Source organism: Microcella sp., assembly GCF_046293215.1.
In the GTDB taxonomy this organism is placed as follows: domain Bacteria; phylum Actinomycetota; class Actinomycetes; order Actinomycetales; family Microbacteriaceae; genus Microcella.
This window is the reverse complement of the sequence record NZ_JBKBPI010000010.1, coordinates 104,194-126,887: the sequence shown is the minus strand read 5'-3', so window position 1 is coordinate 126,887 and position 22,694 is coordinate 104,194. Positions and strand designations below refer to the sequence as shown.

20 protein-coding genes and 1 tRNA gene are annotated in these 22,694 nt (G+C 69.2%); 7 read left to right on the top strand and 14 right to left on the bottom strand.

Translation table 11 applies throughout. The features are described 5' to 3' along the window. Positions 1–4: 4 nt before the first annotated feature. The 3 genes from ACK4SC_RS10130 to ACK4SC_RS10120 are packed head-to-tail and all read left to right on the top strand — an operon-like array spanning position 5 to position 1,640. Positions 5–817: a class E sortase gene (locus ACK4SC_RS10130; RefSeq protein ID WP_409617605.1), complete on the top strand. Its 813-nt coding sequence runs from the start codon at positions 5–7 to the stop codon at positions 815–817. Between the two features lie 11 nt (positions 818–828). Beyond that, positions 829–987 (top strand): hypothetical protein, encoded by a 159-nt coding sequence (locus ACK4SC_RS10125; RefSeq protein ID WP_409617603.1) that lies wholly within the window; start codon positions 829–831, stop codon positions 985–987. Further along, on the top strand, positions 984–1,640 hold the full coding sequence (locus ACK4SC_RS10120; protein ID WP_409617602.1) for an anthranilate synthase component II: 657 nt from the start codon (positions 984–986) through the stop codon (positions 1,638–1,640). Before ACK4SC_RS10125 ends, ACK4SC_RS10120 begins: the two co-directional genes overlap by 4 nt. Here ACK4SC_RS10120 and pknB read toward each other — a convergent pair. From pknB to ACK4SC_RS10085, 7 genes are all read right to left on the bottom strand, one after another. Further along, positions 1,637–3,379: a Stk1 family PASTA domain-containing Ser/Thr kinase gene (gene pknB, locus ACK4SC_RS10115; RefSeq protein WP_409617600.1), complete on the bottom strand. Its 1,743-nt coding sequence runs from the start codon at positions 3,377–3,379 to the stop codon at positions 1,637–1,639. The two genes, ACK4SC_RS10120 and pknB, sit on opposite strands and share 4 nt — an antisense overlap. A gap of 111 nt (positions 3,380–3,490) precedes the next feature. Then, positions 3,491–5,239: a protein kinase domain-containing protein gene (locus tag ACK4SC_RS10110; RefSeq protein ID WP_409617598.1), complete on the bottom strand. Its 1,749-nt coding sequence runs from the start codon at positions 5,237–5,239 to the stop codon at positions 3,491–3,493. Beyond that, positions 5,236–6,690, bottom strand: coding sequence for a peptidoglycan D,D-transpeptidase FtsI family protein (locus tag ACK4SC_RS10105; RefSeq protein ID WP_409617596.1), 1,455 nt, complete (start codon positions 6,688–6,690; stop codon positions 5,236–5,238). The genes ACK4SC_RS10110 and ACK4SC_RS10105 overlap by 4 nt, the downstream gene beginning before the upstream one ends. Then, positions 6,683–8,074, bottom strand: coding sequence for an FtsW/RodA/SpoVE family cell cycle protein (locus ACK4SC_RS10100; RefSeq protein WP_409617630.1), 1,392 nt, complete (start codon positions 8,072–8,074; stop codon positions 6,683–6,685). The genes ACK4SC_RS10105 and ACK4SC_RS10100 overlap by 8 nt, the downstream gene beginning before the upstream one ends. A gap of 37 nt (positions 8,075–8,111) precedes the next feature. Continuing rightward, complete coding sequence (locus ACK4SC_RS10095) at positions 8,112–9,356, bottom strand: Stp1/IreP family PP2C-type Ser/Thr phosphatase (protein ID WP_409617594.1); 1,245 nt, start codon at positions 9,354–9,356, stop codon at positions 8,112–8,114. A 6-nt stretch (positions 9,357–9,362) separates the two neighbouring features. Next, a complete protein-coding gene (locus tag ACK4SC_RS10090) occupies positions 9,363–9,914 on the bottom strand; it encodes an FHA domain-containing protein (protein WP_409617592.1) in 552 nt (183 codons plus the stop codon). Beyond that, positions 9,911–10,615 carry an FhaA domain-containing protein gene (locus ACK4SC_RS10085; RefSeq protein WP_409617590.1) on the bottom strand — a complete coding sequence of 235 codons (705 nt, stop codon included), beginning with the start codon at positions 10,613–10,615 and terminating at the stop codon, positions 9,911–9,913. The genes ACK4SC_RS10090 and ACK4SC_RS10085 overlap by 4 nt, the downstream gene beginning before the upstream one ends. Before the next feature lie 178 nt (positions 10,616–10,793). Here ACK4SC_RS10085 and ACK4SC_RS10080 point away from each other — a divergent pair. Continuing rightward, positions 10,794–10,877 (top strand) — tRNA-Leu (locus tag ACK4SC_RS10080). 17 nt (positions 10,878–10,894) lie between these two features. On the opposite strand, the gene ACK4SC_RS10075 is transcribed toward ACK4SC_RS10080, so the two are convergent. Both ACK4SC_RS10075 and ACK4SC_RS10070 read right to left on the bottom strand, forming a co-directional pair. Further along, a complete protein-coding gene (locus ACK4SC_RS10075; protein WP_409617588.1) occupies positions 10,895–11,851 on the bottom strand; it encodes a Brp/Blh family beta-carotene 15,15'-dioxygenase in 957 nt (318 codons plus the stop codon). Further along, positions 11,848–13,110 (bottom strand): lycopene cyclase family protein, encoded by a 1,263-nt coding sequence (locus ACK4SC_RS10070; RefSeq protein ID WP_409617586.1) that lies wholly within the window; start codon positions 13,108–13,110, stop codon positions 11,848–11,850. The genes ACK4SC_RS10075 and ACK4SC_RS10070 overlap by 4 nt, the downstream gene beginning before the upstream one ends. Before the next feature lie 149 nt (positions 13,111–13,259). Here ACK4SC_RS10070 and ACK4SC_RS10065 point away from each other — a divergent pair, with 149 nt between their 5' ends. From ACK4SC_RS10065 to ACK4SC_RS10055, 3 genes are all read left to right on the top strand, one after another. Further along, a complete protein-coding gene (locus ACK4SC_RS10065) occupies positions 13,260–13,619 on the top strand; it encodes a heavy-metal-associated domain-containing protein (RefSeq protein ID WP_409617584.1) in 360 nt (119 codons plus the stop codon). A 62-nt stretch (positions 13,620–13,681) separates the two neighbouring features. Continuing rightward, the gene (locus ACK4SC_RS10060) at positions 13,682–14,641 is read left to right on the top strand and encodes a WD40/YVTN/BNR-like repeat-containing protein (RefSeq protein ID WP_409617582.1); all 960 of its coding nucleotides are present in this window, start codon (positions 13,682–13,684) and stop codon (positions 14,639–14,641) included. Positions 14,642–14,687: 46 nt separating this feature from the next. Continuing rightward, on the top strand, positions 14,688–16,949 hold the full coding sequence (locus ACK4SC_RS10055) for a heavy metal translocating P-type ATPase (RefSeq protein ID WP_409617580.1): 2,262 nt from the start codon (positions 14,688–14,690) through the stop codon (positions 16,947–16,949). Here the strand turns inward: ACK4SC_RS10055 and ACK4SC_RS10050 are convergent. From ACK4SC_RS10050 to ACK4SC_RS10030, 5 genes are read right to left on the bottom strand one after another with little or no spacing between them, the layout of a single operon-like run. After that, the gene (locus ACK4SC_RS10050) at positions 16,946–18,709 is read right to left on the bottom strand and encodes an FAD-dependent oxidoreductase (protein ID WP_409617578.1); all 1,764 of its coding nucleotides are present in this window, start codon (positions 18,707–18,709) and stop codon (positions 16,946–16,948) included. The two genes, ACK4SC_RS10055 and ACK4SC_RS10050, sit on opposite strands and share 4 nt — an antisense overlap. 4 nt (positions 18,710–18,713) lie before the next feature. Further along, positions 18,714–20,408: an aldehyde dehydrogenase family protein gene (locus tag ACK4SC_RS10045; protein ID WP_409617576.1), complete on the bottom strand. Its 1,695-nt coding sequence runs from the start codon at positions 20,406–20,408 to the stop codon at positions 18,714–18,716. A 58-nt stretch (positions 20,409–20,466) separates the two neighbouring features. Next, positions 20,467–21,147 (bottom strand): HAD hydrolase-like protein, encoded by a 681-nt coding sequence (locus tag ACK4SC_RS10040; RefSeq protein WP_409617575.1) that lies wholly within the window; start codon positions 21,145–21,147, stop codon positions 20,467–20,469. A gap of 24 nt (positions 21,148–21,171) precedes the next feature. Next, entirely contained in the window at positions 21,172–21,867 is a 696-nt protein-coding gene (gene nucS, locus ACK4SC_RS10035; protein ID WP_409617573.1) for an endonuclease NucS, read from the bottom strand. A 23-nt stretch (positions 21,868–21,890) separates the two neighbouring features. Next, positions 21,891–22,688, bottom strand: a complete 798-nt coding sequence (locus tag ACK4SC_RS10030) for an SDR family NAD(P)-dependent oxidoreductase (RefSeq protein ID WP_409617571.1) — start codon at positions 22,686–22,688, stop codon at positions 21,891–21,893. Positions 22,689–22,694: the final 6 nt, after the last annotated feature.

Genomic DNA, 22,694 nt, shown 5'->3' with positions numbered 1-22,694 from the left:
AGCGGTGACCGACAGCATCCCCCGCGAGGCGGCGAGTACGCCGACTGAGGCCGAACCGCAGCGACGTGCGCGGCCGCGGGTCAGCGTGGTCGGGGTGATCGGCGAGCTGCTGATCACGGCGGGCGTCGTGGTCATGCTGTTCCTCGGCTGGTACGTGTGGTTGAACGACATCATCACAGGGGCACAGCAAGAAAACGCGGCGCTCGAGGTCCAAGAGCAACTGCGCGCCGAGTTCGAGCGTGACCGCGGCGATGAGCCGGTCGAGCCCCGAGAGCCGGGTGAGCCGGTCGTCGCCGTTGCTCCCCCCGCCGGCGAGGCATTCGGCACGCTGATCGTTCCGCGCTTCGGTGATAGCTACGTTCGCACCATTGCGTCGGGGGTCGACCTGCAGACTGTGCTGAACAACCCGCGACTGGGAATCGGGCACTACAGCGAGACACAGATGCCCGGCGAGATCGGCAACGTCGCGCTGGCTGCACACCGCACCACCTACGGCGCCCCGTTTGCCGACATCGCCGAACTGCGCGTGGGTGATCGCATCTACGTCGAAACGCGCGATGGGTGGTACGAGTACGCCTTCCGCAACCTCGAGTATGTGTGGCCGACGGCTGTTCAGGTGCTCGAGCCGGTGCCGCAAGCGCCGCAGGTGGAAGCCAACGAACGGTATCTGACCCTGACGAGCTGCAACCCCCGGTTCTCGGCGGCCGAGCGCATCATCGCCTACGCCGTGTTCGAGACCTGGTATCCGCGCGAAGACGGCCCGCCGGCCGACATCGCTGGTTTGACCCAGGCGACCGCGTCGCCCGCTATCGGATAGGAACCGTACGCATGTACGCAGCCCTGTGGCGCATTCTGCCCGGACCGGCGTGGCTCCGTGTGATCATCCTGCTCGTGCTCGCCGCCGCGGTTCTGGCCGCCCTGATCACCTGGGTGTTTCCGTGGGCGGCCGACACGTTCTTGCCGCAAGAGTCGACCGTGGAGCAGTGACCGTGCGCGTTCTCGTCATCGACAACTACGACAGCTTCGTCTACACGCTCGACGGGTACCTGCAGCAGTTGGGCGCCACGACCACGGTGCTGCGCAACGACGCGGTTTCGGCCGACGAGGTGGCCGACCTCATTGCTGACTACGACGCCGTGTTGGTGTCGCCGGGGCCCGGCACGCCGGCCGACGCGGGAATCTCGATTCCCGCGGTGCAGGCGGCGATTGCCGCCCACAAACCGCTTCTCGGCGTGTGCCTCGGACATCAGGCAATCGCCGAGGCGCTGGGCGGTGTCGTCACCCACGCCGAAGAACTGATGCACGGCAAGACATCGCAGGTGGTGCACGAGGGGGACGCGCTGTTTCAGGGTGTTCCCGAAAGCTTCCGGGCGACGCGGTACCACTCACTCGCGATCGTCGATGGCACGGTACCTGACGAGCTGCAGGTGACAGCCCGCACGGAAGGCGGCGTCATCATGGGAGTACGGCACCGCACGGCCCCCGTGCACGGTGTGCAGTTTCACCCCGAGTCGGTACTGACCGAGGGCGGCTATCGGATGCTCGGCAACTGGCTCGCCGAAGCAGGACTTCCCGAGGCGGCCGAGACCGCACGGGGCCTCAGCCCGCTCATGTCGAGCGACGCCGCGTCGGGCGTCTAGCCCTCGCTGCCGTCGTCGGGGTTGGCACCCGCCGTGCCACTGCAGTACACGAGCGTGATCGGTGACGACTGCGGCTGATCACCCGGCGGAAGCGACTGGCCTGTGACCACGCCGCCCTGACAGCCGCCGTCTGCCTGCACCGTGACCTGCAACCCGAGGTTGCGTGCCTGAGTGGTTGCGTCGCCGATGGGGAGGTTTCGCAGGTCGGGAACCGACACGAGACCGTTCGAAATGGTGAGGTTGACGATGTCGCCCTCGCGCAGCTGCACGCCGGTGTCGGGATCGGTGCGAATCACGACGTTGGCGCGCACCGTGCCGGAGTTCTCGCTCGTCACGGTGCCGACAACGAGCCCGCGGGACTCGATCTGTGCGGTTGCCGCAGCGATGTCGAGGTTGCGCACGTCGGGCATCTGCACGCGTGCGGCACCCGAGGACACGAAGACGCGGATCTCCTGACCCGGCGACACGGAAAAACCGGCAGCGGGATCCGTGCGCAGGATCAACCCTTCGTCTTCCGAAGTGCCGGGTTCCTGCCTCGCGGTGACGCGCAAGTTCTCCTCGGTCAGAATCCTCTCCCCGTCGGCGAGCTCGAGCCCGACGACATCCGGAACCTCGACTGCAACATCGGGAACGAAGCTGTTTGAGCGGTCGAGGGTGAACGCCCAGAAGAGTACGGCGGCGATCAGCACGGCGACGACGACGATGCCCGACCAGATCCAGGCGACGGGGGGTCGGCTCTGCGTGCGTGTACGGCGGTCGTCATCGTCGATGGTCAGCTGCCGCATGGCGGCCTCCGTTCCGGCGGTCGCCTGCGGGTTGACGCCGAACAGCGACATCGTCGGGTCATTGTCGCCGTCGGTGCGGCGCGGCGGAACCTGCCCGGCTGCAGCGGCCGATAGATCAGCGCGGAACTCGGCGGCAGTCTGAAAGCGCTGGAAGCGGTCTTTGGCCAGCGCGTGCATGACGACCGCGTCGAGCGCGGGAGAAACGGCGGGGTTCAGGCTGCTCGGGGTCGGGGGCACCTCGCTGACGTGCTGGTACGCGACCGCGACGGGCGAATCACCACGGAACGGCGGGCGGCCCGTCAACAGCTCGAACAGCACGACGCCGGTCGAGTAGAGGTCGGTGCGGGCATCCACGGTTTCGCCGCGCGCCTGCTCGGGAGAGAAGTACTGCGCCGTGCCAAGAATCGTCGATGTCTGCGCGACCGTCGCCGAGGAGTCGGAAATCGCGCGGGCGATGCCGAAGTCCATGACCTTCACCTGGCCGGTTGCGGTCACCATGATGTTGCCGGGCTTCACATCGCGGTGCACAACGCCGGCACGGTGCGAGTATTCGAGCGCGGTCAAGACCTGCTCGATGATCTGCGTTGCCTCGGCGGGCGGCAGCGGGCCGTCGAGCACCATGTCTTTCAGCAGGCGCCCGTCGACGTGCTCCATCACGATGAAGGGGACGACCGTCTCGTGGCCATCGGCCTCGCGGCGAACCTCCTCGCCCGCGTCGAAGACACGCACGATGGTGGGATGCGCCATGCGCGCAGCCGCCTGAGCCTCCTGGCGGAACCGGGTGCGAAACACGGGGTCGGAGGCGAGCGACGACTTCAGTAACTTGACGGCGACGCGGCGGCCGAGCCGCGCATCCGTTGCGATGTGTACATCGGACATACCGCCGCGGCCGATGAGCGCACCGAGCTCGTAGCGACCCGCGATCAGGCGGGTGCCGGGGGTGGTGCTGTCCATCGGGGTCCGTTTCGTTGCAGGAGAAATCGTCGCTAGTGAGTGTAAGCGGATGCGCGCCCCGATACCGCGCCGGGGTGTCTCAGCGCGGTATCGGCTCGGTAACGCCGCCCGTTAGCCTTCGTCGTCTGGGTCGGGGCTCGGTGTCGGGCTGGGGCTGGGCGTCGGGCTGGGGCTCGGCGCCGGCGCCTGAATGGGCACCGCGAGCTCGTTGGAGCGCTCGGACTGGAGGTCGCCGCACAGGGCCACGTAGGTCACACGCAGCTGGCCGCCGTTGTCGAGCCGCACCTGCAGGCTGTTGGTTCCCGCTGGAATGGGATTGCTCTGCTGCGGGGCGCCGCCGACGATCGTCACGTTGTAGCCGCTCAGGGTGAAGCCGGGCGGACAACTCGTGTACGACGGCCACGACAGGGTCACGGTCGACCCCCCGACGTACGGGCCGCTGCCCGGGTTGATCGCCAGATTGTTGGGCTGCGGCGGCGTCGGCACGGCCGTGTAGAAGGTCACGCGAATCGTCTGGCCCTCGGTGACGAGGCCGGTCTGGTTGATGCGATACGAGAGCCCGACCTGATCTTGACTGGGTGCGGGGTTGCCGTCTTGTGCGTCGAGAATCAACCCCAACTCGTCGAAGCGTCGCTGCACTTCATCACGGGTGAGCCCGAGGAACTCCTCTTCGGTGATGCGAATCTCATCCGGCTCGTCACTCGGTTCGGGACTGGCCTCGGAGACGGTCGGGCTGGGGGATGTGGGTGGCTCGATGGGCTCGTCACTGGGCTGGGCGAGAACGGCGATGATGGCGCCGATGATGAGCACAACCAGCAGGCCGATGAGCGCGATGAGGGGCCAGGTCCACGGACTGCGCTTCTTCTTCGCGGCCGCGGCCCCGGCTGCTGCGGCGCCCGCCGCGGCGCCCGCGCCCATGCTCGGCAGAACACGGGTCGCTTCGTCGTTGCCCCCTGCGCTTGGCAGCACGCGCGTCGCGTCGAGCACCTCGGTGGCCGCGAGGCCGGCCACGGCCGGCACGATGGCGGCCGCGCCCCCGACGTCGCCGCGCCGCAGCGCCTGCGCAGCCCGGGCGAAGTGTTGGGCGCTCGCGGGGCGCTCGGCCGGCTTCTTGGCGATCGCCGACATGACGAGGTTGCGCACCGGCTCGGGAACCGACACCGGCAATTCCGGCGGCGCATCATTGATCTGCGCCATCGCGATCGCGACCTGCGACTCGCCCGTGAACGGGCGACGTCCGGCGAGGGCCTCGTACGCAACGATGCCGAGTGAGTACACGTCGGTCGACGGGCTGGCGGACTGACCGCTCGCCTGCTCGGGCGACAGGTACTGCACCGTTCCCATGACCTGACCGGTCGCGGTGAGGGGAACCTGGTCGGCGATGCGAGCGATGCCGAAGTCGGTGATCTTGACGCGGCCGTCGGGGGTGATGAGCAGGTTGCCGGGCTTGATGTCGCGGTGCACGAGCCCCGCCTGGTGGGCGGCGTGCAGGGCAGAGGCGGTTTGGGCGACGATGTCGAGCACCTGGTCGCTCGAGAGGGTGCGCTCGCGCTCGAGAATCGTCGACAGCGCCTCGCCGGGCACGAGTTCCATGACGAGGAAGGCGCTACCTTCCTCCTCGCCGTAGTCATAGACGTTGGCGATGCCCTCGTGGTTCACGAGAGCGGCGTGGCGAGCCTCGGCACGGAACCGCTCGAGGAACCCGGGGTCGCCGAGGTATTCGTCCTTCAAGATCTTGATGGCGACGGTTCGGCCGATGACCTGGTCGGTCGCCTGCCACACCTCGCCCATGCCGCCGATCGCCACGCGAGAGAGCAGCTGGTACCGCCCTCCGAATGTGAGCCCGCTGGTGGGTCTCATCTGTTCAGCACCGCCTCCATGACCTGTCGCGCAATGGGAGCCGCGACTTGATTACCAAAAGCATTCTGGCCCTGCCCGCCGCCGTCCTCCACGACGACCGCCACCGCCACCTGCGGATTGTCCGCCGGCGCGAAGCCGGTGAACCACAGTGTGAAGGGTTGCCCCGCACCGTTCTCCGCGGTGCCCGTCTTGCCCGCGACCTCCACGCCGGGGATTGCCGCGTTGAACGCAACGCCGTCCGAGACGCCGTCGACGAGCATCCGGGTGAGCGTTGTCGCGGTTCCGCGGGTGATCGGCTGGGTAAAGACCTCAGGCTCTGACTCTTGAACGGTCGACAGGTCGGGAGCGATGATGCGATCGAGCAGCGTCGGCTGCATGAGCTCGCCGCCGTTGGCGATGGCCGCACTGATCATCGCGATCTGGAGGGGGGTGACGCGCACGTCGTACTGGCCGAAGCCCGTCAGCATCAACTGGGCATCGTCGAGGTTCTCGGGGTACTGGCTCGGCGTCGCGTTCATCGGAACGGCGATCGTCTGCCCGAAGCCGAAGCGCTCGGCGTACCCGGCCAGCTCGTCTTGCCCGAGTTCCAGTGCGAGCTCGGCGAAGGGGATGTTGCAGCTCAGCCGCAGCGACGTCGCGAGGGTGACCGTTTCCTGTCCTCCGCAGTTTCCGCCCTCCGCGTTGCTGATCACGTTCGTCGACAGCGGCAGTTGAAGCCGCGGCGGGTTCGGGAACTCGCTGTCGGGGTCGAACTCGCCCGAATCGATCGCGGCCGCAGTGACGAGCACCTTGAACACCGAGCCCGGGAAGTACAGGTCGCCGCCGATCGCGCGATTGTTGAGCGGCCGGAGCGGATCGGTGATGAGTTCGTTGTACGCGTCGATCACGCTCGACGTGCGGTGCGCCGACAGCCGGTTTGGGTCGAAACCGGGAGTAGAGACCATGGCGAGGATCCGCCCGGTTGACGGCTCGATCGCAACAACGGACCCGCGCAGGTCTCCCATCGCGTCGTACGCGGCCTGCTGGACGGCCGGGTCGATCGTGAGCTCGACGGCCGCACCGCGCGGGTTCTGGCCGGTCACGAGCGCGCTCAGCTGGTCGAGGAACTGCTCGTTCGCGGTTCCCGTGAGGAAGTCGTTGTAGGCCGACTCGATGCCGGTCGTTCCCTGATTCAGCGAGAAGTAGCCGGTGACGGCCGAATACAACTCGGGCTCGAGGTACTCGCGGAGGAAGCGGAACTCGTTGTCGACAGGACGCGACTGCGCGATGGGTTCTCCCGCGACGAGAATCGGACCGCGCTCGGCGGAGTAGCTCGCGAACAGTGTGCGCACGTTGCGGCCGTCGGCGCGCAGCTCGTCGACGGCGAACACCTGGATGACGCTGAGCGAGACGAACAGCGCGAGGAACATGGCGAGCGTCGCGATGCTGATGTGACGCAACTGCTTATGCATCGTCGTCCACCACCAATCGTGGCTGGTGACGCACCGTGTCGCTGAGGCGCAGCAGTAGTGCGGCGATGATCCAGTTCGCCATGAGCGACGATCCGCCGGCCGCGAGGAACGGCGTCGTCAATCCGGTGAGCGGGATCACGCGGGTCACGCCGCCGATCACGACGAAGACCTGCAGTGCGATGAGGAAGCCGAGCCCCACGGCCAGCAGGCGCCCGAAGTCGTCGGTGCCGTTAAAGCCGATGCGGTAGGCGCGGGCGACCAGCAAGAGGTAGAGGGCGAGGACCGCGAACAGGCCCACGAGCCCGAGTTCCTCACCGAGGCTCGCGACGATGTAATCGCTCTCGGCCAGCGGCACGATGTCGGGGCGGCCGCGGCCGAGGCCCGTACCGATGAGCCCGCCGTCGGCAAGTCCGAACAGACCCTGCACCAACTGGTAGCTGCCACCGACGGCGTCGTAGATCTCCGGGTTGAACGAGTCGAGCCACGCATCGAACCGACCGCGCACGTACCCCAGCGCATCGCGCGCGATGAGCGCACCGCCGACGAAGAGCCCGAGCCCCAGCAGGATCCAGCTGAGGCGACCGGTTGCGACGTACAGCATGACGAGGAACAGACCGAAGTACAGCAGTGCGGTTCCGAGGTCGCGCTGGAAGACCAAGACGCCCATCGCGGCAGCCCACGCGACGAGCAGCGGGCCGAGGTCGCGAGCGCGCGGAAGGCGCATCCCGAGCACTTTGCTGCCCACGATCGAGAGCGAGTCGCGCGCCGTCATCAGGTAGCCAGCGAAGAAGATCGCCAGCGCGATCTTGCCGAGCTCACCCGGCTGGAACGAGAACGGGCCGACGGCGATCCACACGCGCGCGCCGTTGATGGTCTGGCCGATGCCGGGAGCAAGCGGCAGCAGCAACAACCCGATGCCGATGAACAGCGCGAGGTAGCGGTAGCGGGCGAGCACTCGGTGGTTGCGCACGGCGACGACCACGATGAGGGCAATCACCATGGCCAGAGCGGTCCACGCCATCTGGCGAACGCCCGCGCTCGACCAGCCCTCGAAGCCTTTGGCGATGTCGAGGCGGTAGATCATGGCGATGCCGAGCCCGTTGAGGGTGGTGATAATCGGCAAGATGAACGGGTCGGCGTCGGGTGCGACCACGCGCAGGGCGAGGTGCATGACGATCACGATCACGGCGAGACCCGTGCCGTAGGTGATGACGGTCTGATCGAGCTCGCCGATCGCCCCCAGCTGCACGAGCGCAATCGCTCCGCCGCTGACGGCGAGAGCGAGCACGAGCAGGGCGAGTTCGAGATTGCGCAGCTTCGATGGCGTCTTCAGCTTGATGCGAATCGCCTCGGTGAAGGGCGCGGATGCACGGGGAGCGTCGATCGCGCCGGTCGGGGCCGCCTGCCCGACAGGTGCGGTGTCATCGTTCGGCTTCACGACGCAGCCTTTCGATGATCGCGAGCGCATCGATCAGGTCGACGGCGCTAATGGTTTGCTCGACGGCATTGCGGCTGAAGGGCGTGAGCGCCATCAAGTCGATGCTTGTCTCCTGGTACACGCTCGACAGCGGGATGGGGCCGGCGTTCTGCTGCACGCCCTGGAAGATGGCGACTCGGCCGTCGACTTCGCCGACGAAGAAGCGCGTCTGCGTCCACTGATAACCCGCGGTGAGGGCCGCCGCGATGAGGCTGATGATGAGGACGAGGCCGACGCTCCACGTGACGCGCCGGCGAATCTTGCGCCGGCGGTCCTCCGCGATGAGTTCGCGGAGGAACTCTTCGCTCTCGGGTTCGAAGTGCTCGTCTTCTGGGTCGGGCGTCGGCTTGAGCGGGTGCAGCAGCAACTGCGGCAGGCTCTTCGACGCGCGCTTCTCCTCGACCGGGCGGAAGCTCAGCGGCTTCGCGGCCGATCCGACCATGATTGGCGAGGAGACGCCGCTGGACTCGTCGTCGTCCACTCCGACGACCAGTACCGTCACGTTGTCGGGTGCGCCGTTGTCGAGACTCGCCTGAATGAGCGCATCGACGGCGGCCTCGGCGTCGGCGTTCTCCGTGAGGATCTCGGCGATGCGCTCGTCGTCGACGTAGCCGCTCAGCCCGTCCGAGCACAGCAACCAGCGATCGCCCGGCATCGTGTCGAGCACATCGGTGTCGATCTCGGGCGAGATGTCAACGTCTCCGAGCACCCGCATGAGCACGGAGCGCCGCGGGTGCACGGCGGCTTCTTCGGGCGTGATGCGGCCGGAGTCGACGAGCCGCTGCACGAAGGTGTGGTCTTTCGTGATCTGCGTGAACTCGCCGTCGCGCAACAGGTACACGCGGGAGTCGCCGATGTGCGCGAGCGCCATTCGCTCGCCGACGCGCACGAGGCCGCTGACGGTCGTTCCCATTCCGGTCAGTTCGGGATGCTCGAACACCGTCTCTGCGAGCTCACCGTTCGCCGTGAGCAGCGCCTGCTCGAGCGCGTCGCGCGCCTCCTCTGCGGTGTCGAACCGCGCATCCGTCTGGGCGATCGCCTGGATCGCGAGCGCGCTCGCGACGTCACCGCCCGCGTGCCCGCCCATCCCGTCGGCGACGACGAAGAGGTGGGTGCCGGCGTAGCCCGAGTCCTGGTTGTTGGATCGGACCCGCCCGACGTGGCTGGCGGCCGCGGTGCGCACTGTCATGGGCGCCTACCGTCGCAACTCGAACGTCGTCGTGCCGATGCTGACGGGGGTGTTGAGGGGCACGTGCGTAGGGATGCTCACCCGCTTGCCGCCGAGGAACGTGCCGTTGGTCGAGTCGAGGTCCTGCACCATCCACTTGCCGTCCCAGAGCATGAGGCGGGCGTGATGGGTGGAGGTGTAGTCGTCGCGGATCACGAGCCCCGAGTCGCTGGAGCGGCCGATCGTGAGCTGGTCGCCGTCGAGCTCGAGCTCGATTCCCTCCTTCGAGCCGCTCGTGATCACGAGACGGCGGGCCGGTTCGCCGTCGTCACTGCCGTTACCGCCCGCCACGCCGCCGAGCCCGCTGCGCGGCGCTGGCGACAGGTCGCGGGTCGGCGCGGCTGCGGCCACCGGCGTGGGGCTGGGGGCGACGACCGGCGAGGGTTGCGCCGACGTCGGCATGCGGCGCACCTTCTGCCCGAACAGGTCGGAGCGCAGCGCGTACACGATGGCGAAGACGAGCGCCCACATCAGGATGAGGAACCCGACGCGCAGGAGCAGCAGCGTCAACTCGCTCACAGAGCGCCTCCTCGGGTGGTGCGATCAGCGGCATCGTCGGACTGCGCCAGCACCCGGTACAGGATGCGCGTGCGCCCGATCTCGATCACGCTATCCGGTTGCAGCACCGCGCGCGTGACGGGCTCACCGTTCAGTCGCGAGCCGTTGGTCGAGCCGAGGTCGGTGACCTGCCCGTTGGCGCCGTCCCACGCGATCTCGACGTGTTTGCGCGAGGTGCCCGGGTCGTCGACGGTGATGTCGGCCTCGGAGCCTCGGCCAATAACGGTTCGGCCCTTCGGCAGCCGGTGGCGCTGCCCATCGATGTCGAGCACCGCGACCCAGGTGACGCGGCCCTTGACGGACTCGGAGCTGACGCGCAACATGCCCTCGCTCAGCGAACCGTCGCGCTCGAGGGTGATGCGGATGCCGCCGGGAAAGGTGTATCGCTGCGCGGTCGCGTGCCGTTGCACGAGCTGGGTGAGCTCATCGTCGAGAGCCTCGCCGAGGGCGGACATGCGCTCGTGGTCGGCAGGGGCCAGCCGCACCGTCAGACGATTCGGAACGAGGATGCGATCACGCGCCACCACGGCTGCCTTGGTATCAAGTTCGCGGCGCAGCGCCGCGGCGATCTCTACCGGTTGAACGCCCGACTTGAAGGTCTTGGCGAACGCGCCACCGACCACGCGTTCCAATCCGCGCTCGAAGCTATCGAGAAGCCCCACGTGCGCCCTCCCTCTAGCCTTTGGACGTACCGATGCTAGTCGGCGCGGGTGGGCAGTGCCCGAATCGGGCATTCCCTCACACGCTTTCTGGGCGAATCCGCCGCGGGCACCCCGTGCGAACGGGGGCCGCCCGCTGTGATAATCTCGCCAGGTTGATGGCGCGGTGACGCGCGATCTCGCGCGAGTGGCGGAATTGGCAGACGCGCTGGCTTCAGGTGCCAGTGCCCGCAAGGGCGTGGGGGTTCAAGTCCCCCCTCGCGCACGAGATAACCGTCTCGATCACGACGTGATCGGGGCGGTTTCGTCGTTTCTGCGGCTGATCGCGGGCGGGTCGCGCTCGCCCGCGGTCGGGTGGGCAGCCACGGCGCGCGCGAGCGCCCGGTCGCCGAGTGCGACCACCATCATGTGGGGCACCGTCAGGGCGGCCAGGCCAATGAACACGACCTGGAGCAGACGATCGTCGAGCGCCCCCGGTTGAGCGGTCGCGGCGAGCACGCCCACGGCGACGAGCAGGGGGGCGGCGGTGGCGGCGGCCACGATCGTGACGGTGGTGCGTTTCGGGAGGGTGTCGCGTTCATCCCGGAAGCCTTCGCGCAGATGCCGGGCCGAGTGCAGCAGGCAGAAATAGATGATGAAGAACACGAGCGGCGGCGTCGTGAGCGCGAGAAGCGCGGCGAGAGCGAGCTCGATTCCCTCGTGGGGTCGGCGCCGAGCGGCCATGACAGCGGCGGCGATCATGCCGACCAGCAGGGCCGGCGCGATGAACGACTGCGCTGCGGCTATCTCAGCCGCGCCCTCACCCGCGAGCACCACGTAGAGCTCAGCCACGGCGGCGTGGTCGGCCAGTGCCGGCAGGCTCAACAGGGCTGCACCCGCGAGAAAGCGCAGCGGCCACGGCCGGTCGGCGTTCCAGTCTCCGCCGAAGTGGGCCGCCGAGATGAGCAGGAAGACCGTGAGGCTAAGCAGCGGGGCGACGAACCACACGCCGATGACCGCGGCGGAGATCGCGAGGTAGCCGAGCGTGAACGTGATGAGCCCGCGCGGCGTGCGCCACAGCCCGACCCGTCGGGCGACGACCGGATCGAGCGCGCCGTGGGGCACCCCCAGCACGGCGACGAGCACGGCGATGACCGCGGTTTGCACCACGAGGGGCACGCCGGGGTCGGCGGCCAGATAGGCCACGGCGGCGACAACGGCGAGCGTCGAGAACAGCGCGGTCTCGGGGGGGATCCTCATGCGGCCCACTCCGTCACGCGTGCCGCCAGTGGCGCCGACCCGGGGGAGAGCATCGCGCGCTCGAGCCGGGCGGTGCGGTCGGGGAGCTGGGCGAGGAAGGCGCCCAGGGGCAGGGCGAGGATGATCGCCACGAGATCGCTCGCGGTCGCTCGGTCGGTGAGAAAACGAACGAGGCGCTCCGGGCTCACGCGGTGGGCGAGGGCGAGGAAGAACTCGGGAGCGCGTTCGGGATGCGCGCGCAGCGTCTGAAGGAAGATGCGGTCCATCTCGCGCCGCACCCACGGCTCGGGAGGGTGCCCGACGGGGGCGCCGCCGGCGAGCATCCGCTCGGCGCAGTCATCAGCCCACGCCTGGATTCGGGTAAACGCGTAGCCCGTGGCGGCGCGCAGAGCGCCCCCTCCGTTGCCGGCGCGCACGACTCCCGGTACCGGGAGAGGCGCGGCGGGATCGGCACCCATGGGGAGCACGCCCGCCTCCTCGCGCAACACGCGCGAGCCGTCGAGACCGAGCGCGGTGAGCTCGGCGTCGCGCTCGCGGCCGATCTGGTCGAGCGGTAGCGGGGTGGCGCTGAATCGGGTGAGTTCGACGAGGGCGGTCGTCGGGGTGAGCGGCAAGACGTAGGTGAAGGCGAACCCGGCGTCGTCGGCGCGCATCCGCGTCATGAGCCCGGCCGTCTCAGGCGTGAGCGCACCGGAGCCCGCGTGCAGCGCGCCGCCGTGTTCGACCTCGGCCCCGACGAAGCACTGAAACATGGTGGCGCGCGTGCTCGTCGGCCGCGTGTCGACGACGTGGCGGGTCGTGACGACGCCCGCGCTGGTGTGCACCCGGATGCGGCCCGCGGCCACCCCGTCGGCAGGGGTCGCCGGTGCGATTCCGGTGACGGTGACGCCGAGCTGCAGGCTGACGGCGGAGGACCGGTCGATGCGCGCGCGAGCGTCGCGGTAATAGTCGATGCCGCGAATCGTTTGGTAGGTGATTCCGGGGGCCGTGTGAACGGCGGGGGACGATCCGTCGTCGTAGCGCCACGCGGCCCACTCGTGCGAGACGAGGTGGCGCAGTGGGTGGGTGCGGGGTGCCCAGAAGCTCCAGGTGCGATCGTCTCGGTAGTCGTGGCGGGCATCCACGATGAGGACGTGCCCGGGGTGACCTCGCTCGGCGAGCCGGGCGCCGAGCGCCAGGCCAGCTGCGCCGGCGCCGATCACGAGCGTGTCGACGGCGCGCGGCGACGCGGACGCGGCGGCGGGGGTGACGATGGCCACGGGTGCTCCATTGCTCGGGGTAGGGCATCAGTAGACGGCGGCCAGCCCCGCGGATCGTGGACGAAGAATGCGTGAGGGCTTCGTGCTCGCCGCGAGTTCGCTGAGTACCGGGATTGGTGTACCCCAGAGGGGTATGCGACACTGGGGTCATGAACGACAACATTTCCGCTCAGCCCGGTCTCAACCTGCTCGGACAGGGCGGCGGTGGGTGCTGCGGCGGTGGCGGCTGTGCCTGCGACCACGGCGGGTCTGACGCTGCGTCCAGCGCGAGCAGCGCGAACACGACCGCGGGCGTCGAGGCGTCATTCCTCGTCAGCGGCATGACCTGCGGCCACTGCGTCGCGAGCGTGACCGAGGAGGTCGGGGCCATCGATGGCGTCGTGAACGTGGCCGTCGATCTCAATGCCCAGGGGGCGTCTCGCGTCACCGTTCAGGCGACGCACCCCATTGCGACGGAGGCCCTGCGGGCCGCGGTGGCCGACGCCGGCTACGAGATTGTTGGGCGCTGACCTGGGGTTTCCTCGCTAACTAATTCTGCGAATCCGGTTCGGTCAATTACTCTGAATCGGTTATGACACCCCACATTCTGCGTGCTCGCCTGCGCGCGGTCGCCCTTCTGGGCGCCGCAACGATGGCGCTCACGGGTTGCGCGACATCCTCAACGGAGGCGGCCGACGCCCCCGTGCAGGCCGACGTTGCCGCGGCGCCCGACGCCACGGTCGCCCCTGAGGAGGCGGTTGCGCCCACGCGCGTCAGCGCTCTTGACATTGATGAAGGCGCCGGCGTTATTCGCCTCGCGACCGATCGCGGTGTCTACGTCGCCGCATTGCCCGACACCGACACGGCGGCACGGTCGACGACCGTGCTCGGCGATCGTACCGATGACATCAAGGCGTATCAGCGCGTGGGAGCGCGGTTGCTGATCAGCGGTCATCCCCATGACCCCGCCGCCTCCGCTGATGAGCGCCTGGGCCTGTGGGTGGGCGACGCGAGCTCGGGAGAGTGGCAGCCGTTCGCGCTGGCCGGCGAGGTGGACTTCCACGCGATAACGGCGGCCGGCCCGACGCCCGCCGACGCGATCATCGCCGCCGCCGACACCGCCAGCAACTCGCTGTACTACAGCCCAGACGGCGGGGAGTCATGGCAAAAGGGCGCGGTCATCGGAGCGACGTCGCTCGCGTTCACGAGCGACGGCTCGACTCTCGTCGCTGTCACGCCCGTCGGCGTGAAGGTGAGCACCGACCGTGGGCGCACCTTCGTCGAACCCGAGGCGGCACCGGCCCTGCAGCTCGTGGCGACGCCCCCGGTGGGCACCAAAGACTGGCGCATCGTCGGCGTTGACTCCGCCGGGGCGCTCTGGCGCTCGAGCGACGGAGACCGCTGGGAGCAATTTGGCGCGCTCGCGGTCGTGCCCGCCGCGCTCGCCCTCGGCAAGAGCGGCGAGGTCATCTACGTGGCAACGACCGAGGGCGTCTTCGTCAGCAATGACGGCGGCGAAACGCTCACCCTGATGGTGGAACTCGGCTGGTAGGACCCGCGGCGTGCAGTACCCCGGTGGGGTATGTCACAATGGGGCCATGATGATGGCACCTGTGCAGCTTGAGATCGGCGGCATGACCTGCGCGGCATGCGCGGGACGCGTCGAACGCAGCCTCACCAAGGTGGGTGGGGTGAGCGCGAGTGTGAACTACGCGACCGAGAAAGCCACCGTCACCCCGCTTGACGGTGCCGAGACCCTTCCCGATGTCGATGACCTGATCGCGGCGATTGAGAAGGCCGGGTACAGCGCGACGCTCGTGGTCCCGCCCACCGAACGCCGCGCATCCGCCGCCGCGAACGGGGGTGCCGCGGGTGATCCGCTTGCCGACGCCCGGCGACGGCTGGCGATCGTCGTGGCACTCACGGTGCCGGTGCTCGTGTTGTCGATGGTGCCGCTGGTGCAGTTCCCGAACTGGCAGTGGCTCGTGCTCGCCCTGGCGGCGCCCGTGGCGGTCTGGGGTGCATGGCCGTTCCACCGCGCGGCGTTCGTCAACGCGCGCCACGGCACCGCGACCATGGACACGCTGATCTCGGTCGGCGTGGGGGCCGCGTTCCTGTGGAGCCTGTACACGCTGTTCTTCGGCGAGGCCGGGGTGACCGGCATGGTGATGAGCCTGCAGCTCTTCGGCAGCGCCGACACCGGCTCGCACGAGATCTACCTGGAGGTGGCCGCTGCCGTCACCGCCTTCATGCTCGCGGGCCGCTACCTCGAAGCGAAAGCCAAGCGCGCCAGCGGTGAAGCCCTGCGCGCCCTGCTCGAGCTGTCGGCAACCGACGCGGCCGTACTGCGCGACGGCGTCGAAACGCGCATCGCGGTCGACCAACTCGTGGTCGGTGACCTCTTCATCGCCCGCCCGGGCGACACCATCGCCACCGACGGCCTCGTGCGCGAGGGCGCAACCGCCGTCGATACGTCGGTCATGACGGGCGAAAGCGTTCCCGTCGAGGTGGGCGTCGACACGCGCGTCGTCGGCGGAACCGTCAACGTCGGCCCGGGCGTGATCACGGTGGAGGCCACGCGCATTGGCGCCGACACCGAGCTGGCGCGCCTCGGCCGACTTGTCGAGGAGGCGCAGACGGGGAAGGCGCGCGTGCAGCGCATCGCCGACCGGGTCTCGGCCGTGTTCGTCCCGGTCGTCATGGTGCTCGCGCTGCTCGCGCTGCTCGGGTGGTTGCTGGTCGGCGGCACCATCGAGCAGGCCTTCACCGCCGCCGTGACCACCCTGATCATTGCCTGCCCGTGCGCGCTGGGTCTTGCGACCCCGACCGCCCTGCTCGTCGGAACCGGCCGGGGCTCGCAGCTCGGAATCCTCATCCGCGGGCCAGAAGTGTTGGAGCAGACCCGCCGCGTCGACACGATCGTGCTCGACAAGACGGGAACCCTGACGACCGGCCGCATGCGCGTGACCGACCTCGTGCCTGCCGTCGGCCACAGCACCAACCGCGTGCTGGCCGCCGCAGCGGGTGCGGAAAGCGGCAGCGTGCATCCCGTCGCCGCGGCGATCGTGGACGCGGCCCGCGAAGCGGGAGTCGCTCAGGCCCCGGTCGACGGCTTCCAGGCGCACGACGGCGCGGGTGTCTCTGCCGTGGTTGACGGCAGCGCAGTCGCCGTCGGCAGGGCCGACTGGCTCGCGAGCGCGTGGTCGGTGACGGTCGACCACGATGTGCTGGCCGACATCGCGCGCCGCGAGAGCGACGGGATGACCGTGGTCGCGGTCGCGATCGACGGCGCGTTCGCGGGCGTGATCGCGATCTCGGATGCCGTGCGTGCCGAGGCGCCGGCGGCGATCGCGCGACTTCGCGCGCTGGGCCTCACCCCCGTGCTGCTGACCGGGGACAACGCCGGAGCGGCGGCGCGGGTCGCCCAGCAGCTCGGCATTGACGACGTGCGCTCGGGGGTGAGCCCGGTCGGCAAGCTGGAGGCGATCCGCGGACTGCAGGCGGACGGCCGCGTGGTCGCGATGCTCGGCGACGGGGTGAACGACGCCGCGGCGCTCGCCGCCGCCGACCTCGGAATCGCCATGGGATCGGGCACCGACGCCGCGATGGCCGCGAGCGACCTCACCATCGTCTCCGGAGACCTCGCGCTCGTTCCCGACGCAATTCGACTCGCTCGGCGCACTCTGCGCACGATCATTGGCAACCTGTTCTGGGCGTTCGGTTACAACACGGCGGCGATTCCCGTCGCGATGATGGGGCTGCTGAGCCCCGTGCTCGCGGCCCTCGCCATGGCAGTGTCGAGCCTGTTTGTGCTCGGTAACTCTTTGCGCCTCAGGGGCTTCTCGCCGGAACCGCGCTAGCGGCTGTCAGCGCCGGCACCGCCCGCCCGGACGGACGGCATCCCGAGGGCGACCGGTCCCGTCGGGAGCCGGAGCGCGGCGGGGGCGGTGTCGGGCACGACGGGTGAGCGCGGCGCGACCGCAGCGACGGGGACGTACCGGGCTCCGAGAGGGGGCCGAGCCTCCGCGTCGTCCTTGTTGGGCCAGAGCGCGAAGGCGCGCTCGGCCTGCGCCGTGATCGTCAGCGAGGGGTTGACGCCGAGGTTGGCCGAGATGGTCGAGCCGTCGACGATGTGCAGGCCCTCGTGCCCGAAGGCGCGGTGGTAGGCATCGACGACACCCGTGTCGGGGGAATCGCCGATCGGGGCGCCGCCGAGGAAGTGGGCGGTCATGGGCACATCCACAACCTCGCCGATGCCGGACTCCGGGAACCCGCGCATGTGTTCCGCCATGCGGCGGTAGGCGGCGTTGGCCTGGGGAATCCACGTCGGGTTCGGCTCGCCGTGGCCCTGCCTGCTGCGCAGCGCAACGCGGCCACCACGCTTCGGGGTTGCCGTGACGGTGAGCGAGTTGTCACGCGTTTGCATGACGAGGGCGACGATCGACCGGTTCGACCACGAGCCGATGCCGAAGAGGATGGACCCTACCCGCGCGGGGTGGCGAACCACCTGACCGAGCCAGCGCAGCCAGCGCGGAACGCGGCCGCCGCCGTCGACCATGACGGTCGCCAGCAGCGCCATCAGGTTCGAGCCATCGCCGTAGCGACACGGCTCAATGTGTGTCTGCTCGTCGACGTGGATCGACGAGGTGATGGCCACACCCCGCGTGAAGTCGACGTCGTTGCGGTGCCGCCATCGAGTGGTCGCGCCGCCGAGCGCTTCGGAGTTGGTGCGGGTCAACTCGCCCAGTCGATCCGAGAGCCGGGGAAGGTCGCCGTGCACTTTCGCCGCGTGCAAGAGCTGCTGGGTTCCCCACGCGCCGGCGGCGACCACGACCTGGGTGGCGCTCCAGCGGCGTTCTCCTCCCGGCCCAGGGCCGGTGGTGCGACTCAGCAGTTCGTAGCCGCCATCGGCGAGGGGCCGCAGGCGGGTGACGGTTGTGCGTTCGACCACGTCGACCCCGGCAGCCTCGGCGAGGTGCAGGTAGTTCTTCACGAGCGTGTTCTTGGCGTTGTGACGGCAGCCGGTCATGCACTCGCCGCACTCCAGGCACCCGGAGCGCGCCGGGCCGGCGCCACCGAAGTACGGATCGGGGCTCTCTACCCCGGCTCCCTCGCCGAAGAACACGCCGACGGGGGTGCGACGGAAGCTGTCGGCGACGCCCATGTCGGCCGCGACCTTCTTCATGATGTCGTCGGCCGGTGTGATGCTGGGGTTGTCGACGACGCCCAGCATGCGACTCGCCTGGTCGTAGTACGGCTCGAGCTCGGCCTTCCAGTCGGTGATGTGGGCCCACTGGCGATCAGCGAAGAACGCATCAGAGCGCGGACGATACAGCGTGTTGGCGTAGACGAGCGAGCCACCACCGACACCCGCCCCGGCCAGAAGAATCACGTCACCGAGAACGTGGATGCGCTGAATACCGAGACAGCCGATGGCTGGCGCCCACAGGAACTTCCGCACGTCCCAGCTGGTGCGGGCGAATTCGTCGTCGGCGAATCGGCGGCCCGCCTCCAAGACCGCGACGGAATACCCCTTCTCGACCAGGCGCAGCGCGGCAACCGACCCCCCGAACCCGGAGCCGATCACGATCACGTCATAGTGGCGTTCCGGCGCACTCACGGCGTCAGCCCTTTCGGTAGCTGTCGACCGCGGCGGCGCCGAGCGGCGCGGCGATCGCCCAGGAGTCGATTCCGGCAAACCGCGTCAACCGGCGCGCGGTGACGTGCGCGGTGCGATTGTCGACGAACCACAGAGGCGTCGGCCACGCCTGCCACGGCCCCCGCCCCACCGTGCGTTCGACGTGGTCGGGGTCGAGCAGGAGAGCGTTATGAACAACCCCGATTCCGCTGCCGATCTCGTGGACCGTGTGGCCGGGGTATGCCCCCCAGGTCGCCGCGGGCATCCCGAAAATGGGGCCGACCCAGCTGTTGACGCCGATCGTGCCGTAGCGCAGCTGCGCGACCGCCCACTCGAAGCGATCGCCGAGCTGATCGATGGTGCGCGGGTGCGCGATGATGCCGGCGCCGAGCGTTCCCGCGAGGCGGTCGTTGCAGAAGGTGACCGCCGCGTCGAGATAGCTTCCCGGGTCGGGGGGTGCCGGCAGGCGGACGATGCCGATGACCGGACCGAAGGCCTCCGTCGTGAACAGGTGCTCATCGGCGTTGGCGGAATCCAGGTGGTCGACGAGGGTGCGCGGTGCTTCCGGGTCGCCGCCCAGCACGCTGGCATCCGGATGCGCCGTGATTGCCTCGAGCTGACGGCCTGACGCGCCCGGGTAGTAGGCGCGCCGCGCGGGAGCATCGCGCAGGGAGTCGCGCAGGGCGTCGACGAAGTCGTCAGCCCGCGACCAGTGAGCGGGAATGATGACGATCTGGGTGGCAACGCAGTTGAAGCCAGAGTTGTGCAGACGCTGGGTGGCCAGGTCGCGCGCGACCGCGTCGCACTCGTCGTCGGTCCAGTCGTCGTCGGGAATGACGATCGCGGGGCCGACGCCGCCGAGCTCGCTCGTGATCGGCTTGGTCATCAGGCGCTCGTCGGCCTGTCGCCGACGCTCAGCGTCGTCATCGCTCCCGAATACGATCGCATCGTGCGTGGCACGGCTTCCGGTGATGTGTACCGCATCGACGAGGGCGTGGTGCACGAGGGCCTGCCCGAGGTCGGCGTCGCCTGTCGTGATGCGCACGAGGTCGAGGTCGATGAGCGGAGCGAACGCTGACGAGAGCGCGTCGGCAAGGCGACTCTTCAGCGGGTTGAGCTTCACGATCACCGCGCTGGCCTCGGCGAACAACGCGCTGAGCACGTCAAGCGCGGCGATTCCGGTCACGTTGCCCGCCCCAAGCACCGCGGTCACGCGGGGTTCGCGCTCCGGGTCGCGTAGCGCGCGGGCAACCCCGGCGCGAACGGCGTCGAGGTCGAGACCGGGGCGCAGCCAGACGTGCGCCTCGTAGCCGGTCAGCACGACATCTTTCGGCAGGTACGGGAAGGCTTTTACCGCGATGCGCCCGCCCGGGGCGCCCGTCACCTCCACCTCGTCGAGGGGGGAGCGACCCTTCTCGAGAAGCTTCAGCGTCTTCTCGAGCGCGCTCGTCATCGTGATCAGCGCGTACGGGCCGCTCGACCACTCTTCCCCCGCCGCCGGTGACCGCGGGTCAACGTCTTTGATGGCGCAGGCCGCGGCGACCCAGTCGGACGCGACCGCGAGGGTCGCCGCGCGTACGCCGCGCAGCAGCGCACGCTTCTCGCCGAGCGGCATGGCGACCCAGCGGGCAGCGCCAGCGCGCAGCGCACCGAGATCGTCGTCGAGTGCGGGGTCGGACAACGGGGCTCCTCGAGGGCCGAGCGGGGCCCGGGTTCAGCGGTGAACGGTGGCTGTCAGCCTACTCGCGGCGCTCGCTCTCTGCCGGGAGTCCGATGAGGCCGCGCAGCTCGTCGACGGTGTCGACGACCGCGATGGCATTGTCGAATTCGCCGTCGACGGCGTACCCCCAGCTGACCCCGATCGCGGGGATGCCGTGGACGCGCGCACCCTCGATGTCGTAGACGCGGTCACCAATCATGATCGGCCGGCTGAGGTCGGCTCCGATCGCGTCGAGGCGCACAAGTGCTTCGGCGATCACGTCGGCCTTGGCGCTGCGCACCTCGTCGGCGGATGCTCCCGTGATGACGTCGAAGTGGTGCGCGATCGTGAAGTGTTCGAGCATCAGCGTGGCGGGAACCTCGGGCTTGGAGGTCGCGAGGCTGAGCGGCAGGCCCGACGCGTCGATGTCGGCGACAAACAGACCCATGCCCGGAAAGAGTTCGGCGTCGTATGCACCCTGATCGAGATACTGCTCGCGGTACACCTCGAGTGCGCGCTCCCGCTCGGCGAGGGTCATGCCCGCACGATCGCGAAACGAGTCGAGGATCGGCGGCCCGACATAGCGCAGCAGCTCGGCGTCGCTCGGAACGGGCAACTCAAGCGTCGCGAACGTGCGCTTGAGGGTGTCGATGATGCCGGGGGCGGAGTCGGCGACGGTTCCGTCGAGGTCGAGCAGGATCGTCGTGTAGGGCAGGCTCACGCTCCTGAGCCTAGGTGCCCCGCCTCAGAACAGTCGGGGCACGCCGTCGTCGATGCCGCGCATCGCGTCGTAGTCGAGAAGCAGGCACCGAATGCCGCGGTCTTCGGCGAGGGTGCGCGCCTGCGGGGTGATCTCTTGCGCGGCGAACACTCCGGCGACGGGGGCGAGCAACGGGTCGCGGTTCATCAGCTCGAGGTAGCGCGTCAGCTGCTCGACCCCGTCGATGCCGCCGCGGCGCTTGATCTCGATGGCCACCGATTGGCCCGCCGCATCCCGGGCCAAGATGTCGACCGGTCCGATCGCGGTCATGTATTCCCGCCTGACGAGCGTGTACCCGTCACCGGCGAGCTCGATCTGCTCGGCGAGCAGCTTCTGCAGGTGGGCCTCGACCCCGTCCTTCTGCAGGCCGGGGTCGACGCCGAGTTCGTGTGCCGTGTCGTGCAGCATCTCGTAGATGGATACGACCAGCATGTCGGCGGTCTTCGCGTGCGTGACGCGCCAGATTTCGGCGACCCCCGCATCCTTCTGGTCATCGTCGGGTTCATGCACGGTCAGCGTGCACGGCGGGCTCATCCAGTTCAGCGGCTTGTAGCTGCCGCCGTCGGAGTGCACGAGCAGGGACCCGTCGTTCTTGTGGATGAGCAACCGCGTCGCCATCGGAAGGTGCGCCTGCAGGCGGCCGGCATAGTCGACGGAGCAGCGGGCAATAACGAGACGCACCCGACAAGACTAGGCGCGCTCGCTCACCCCCAGAGACCCGGTCGCCGCTCCTCGGCGACGCTGTTGCCGCCGTCCACCACGATCAGCTGGCCGGTGACGTAGCTCGCCCCGGGGGAGCACAGCCAGGCGATCGCGCTGGCGACTTCGTCGGGGCGACCGCTGCGCCCCACGGGCGAGAGGTCGCCCTCGACCGCCTCCTGCTCGAGCTGCGAACCGGTCGCGATCCAGCCGGGCGCCACCGCGTTGACGGTGATGCCCCGGCGGGCCTCGTCGATGGCGAGCCCGCGAGTGAAGCCGAGCACGCCGGCCTTCGCGGTGCCGTACCCGAGGTCGTCGCGCGCCGCCTGCACGGCACCGGTGGTCGACGCCACCGTGACGATGCGTCCCCAGCCGGCAGTGCGCATCCCGCCGATCATGGCTCGGGTGACGAGGAAGACACTCGTGAGATTCACGTCGACGGCGCTGCGCCACTCGGCGAGGGTCATGTCGAGGTCGCCACGGGGCATCTCTTCGCCAAACGCCACCATGCCGGCGTTGTTCACGAGCACGTCCGGCAGGGCGCCGCGCTCGGCGATCGCGGAGGCCAGTCGCTCGACCCCCGCCTCGGTCTCGAGGCGCGCAACGAAGCCGTGGGCATCGTGTCCACGCTCGGCGAGCTCGCGCACGCGGTCGTTGATGCGGTCGGTCGTCGCCGTCATGAGGATGCGCGCTCCGCGTTCGGCGAGCATCCGCGCGGTCGCAAATCCGATTCCGGTGGGCGACCCGCAGCCGGTGACAAGCGCGGTTCGCCCCGTGAGGTTGAGGTCGGCAGGCGAGGTCATGCCCGG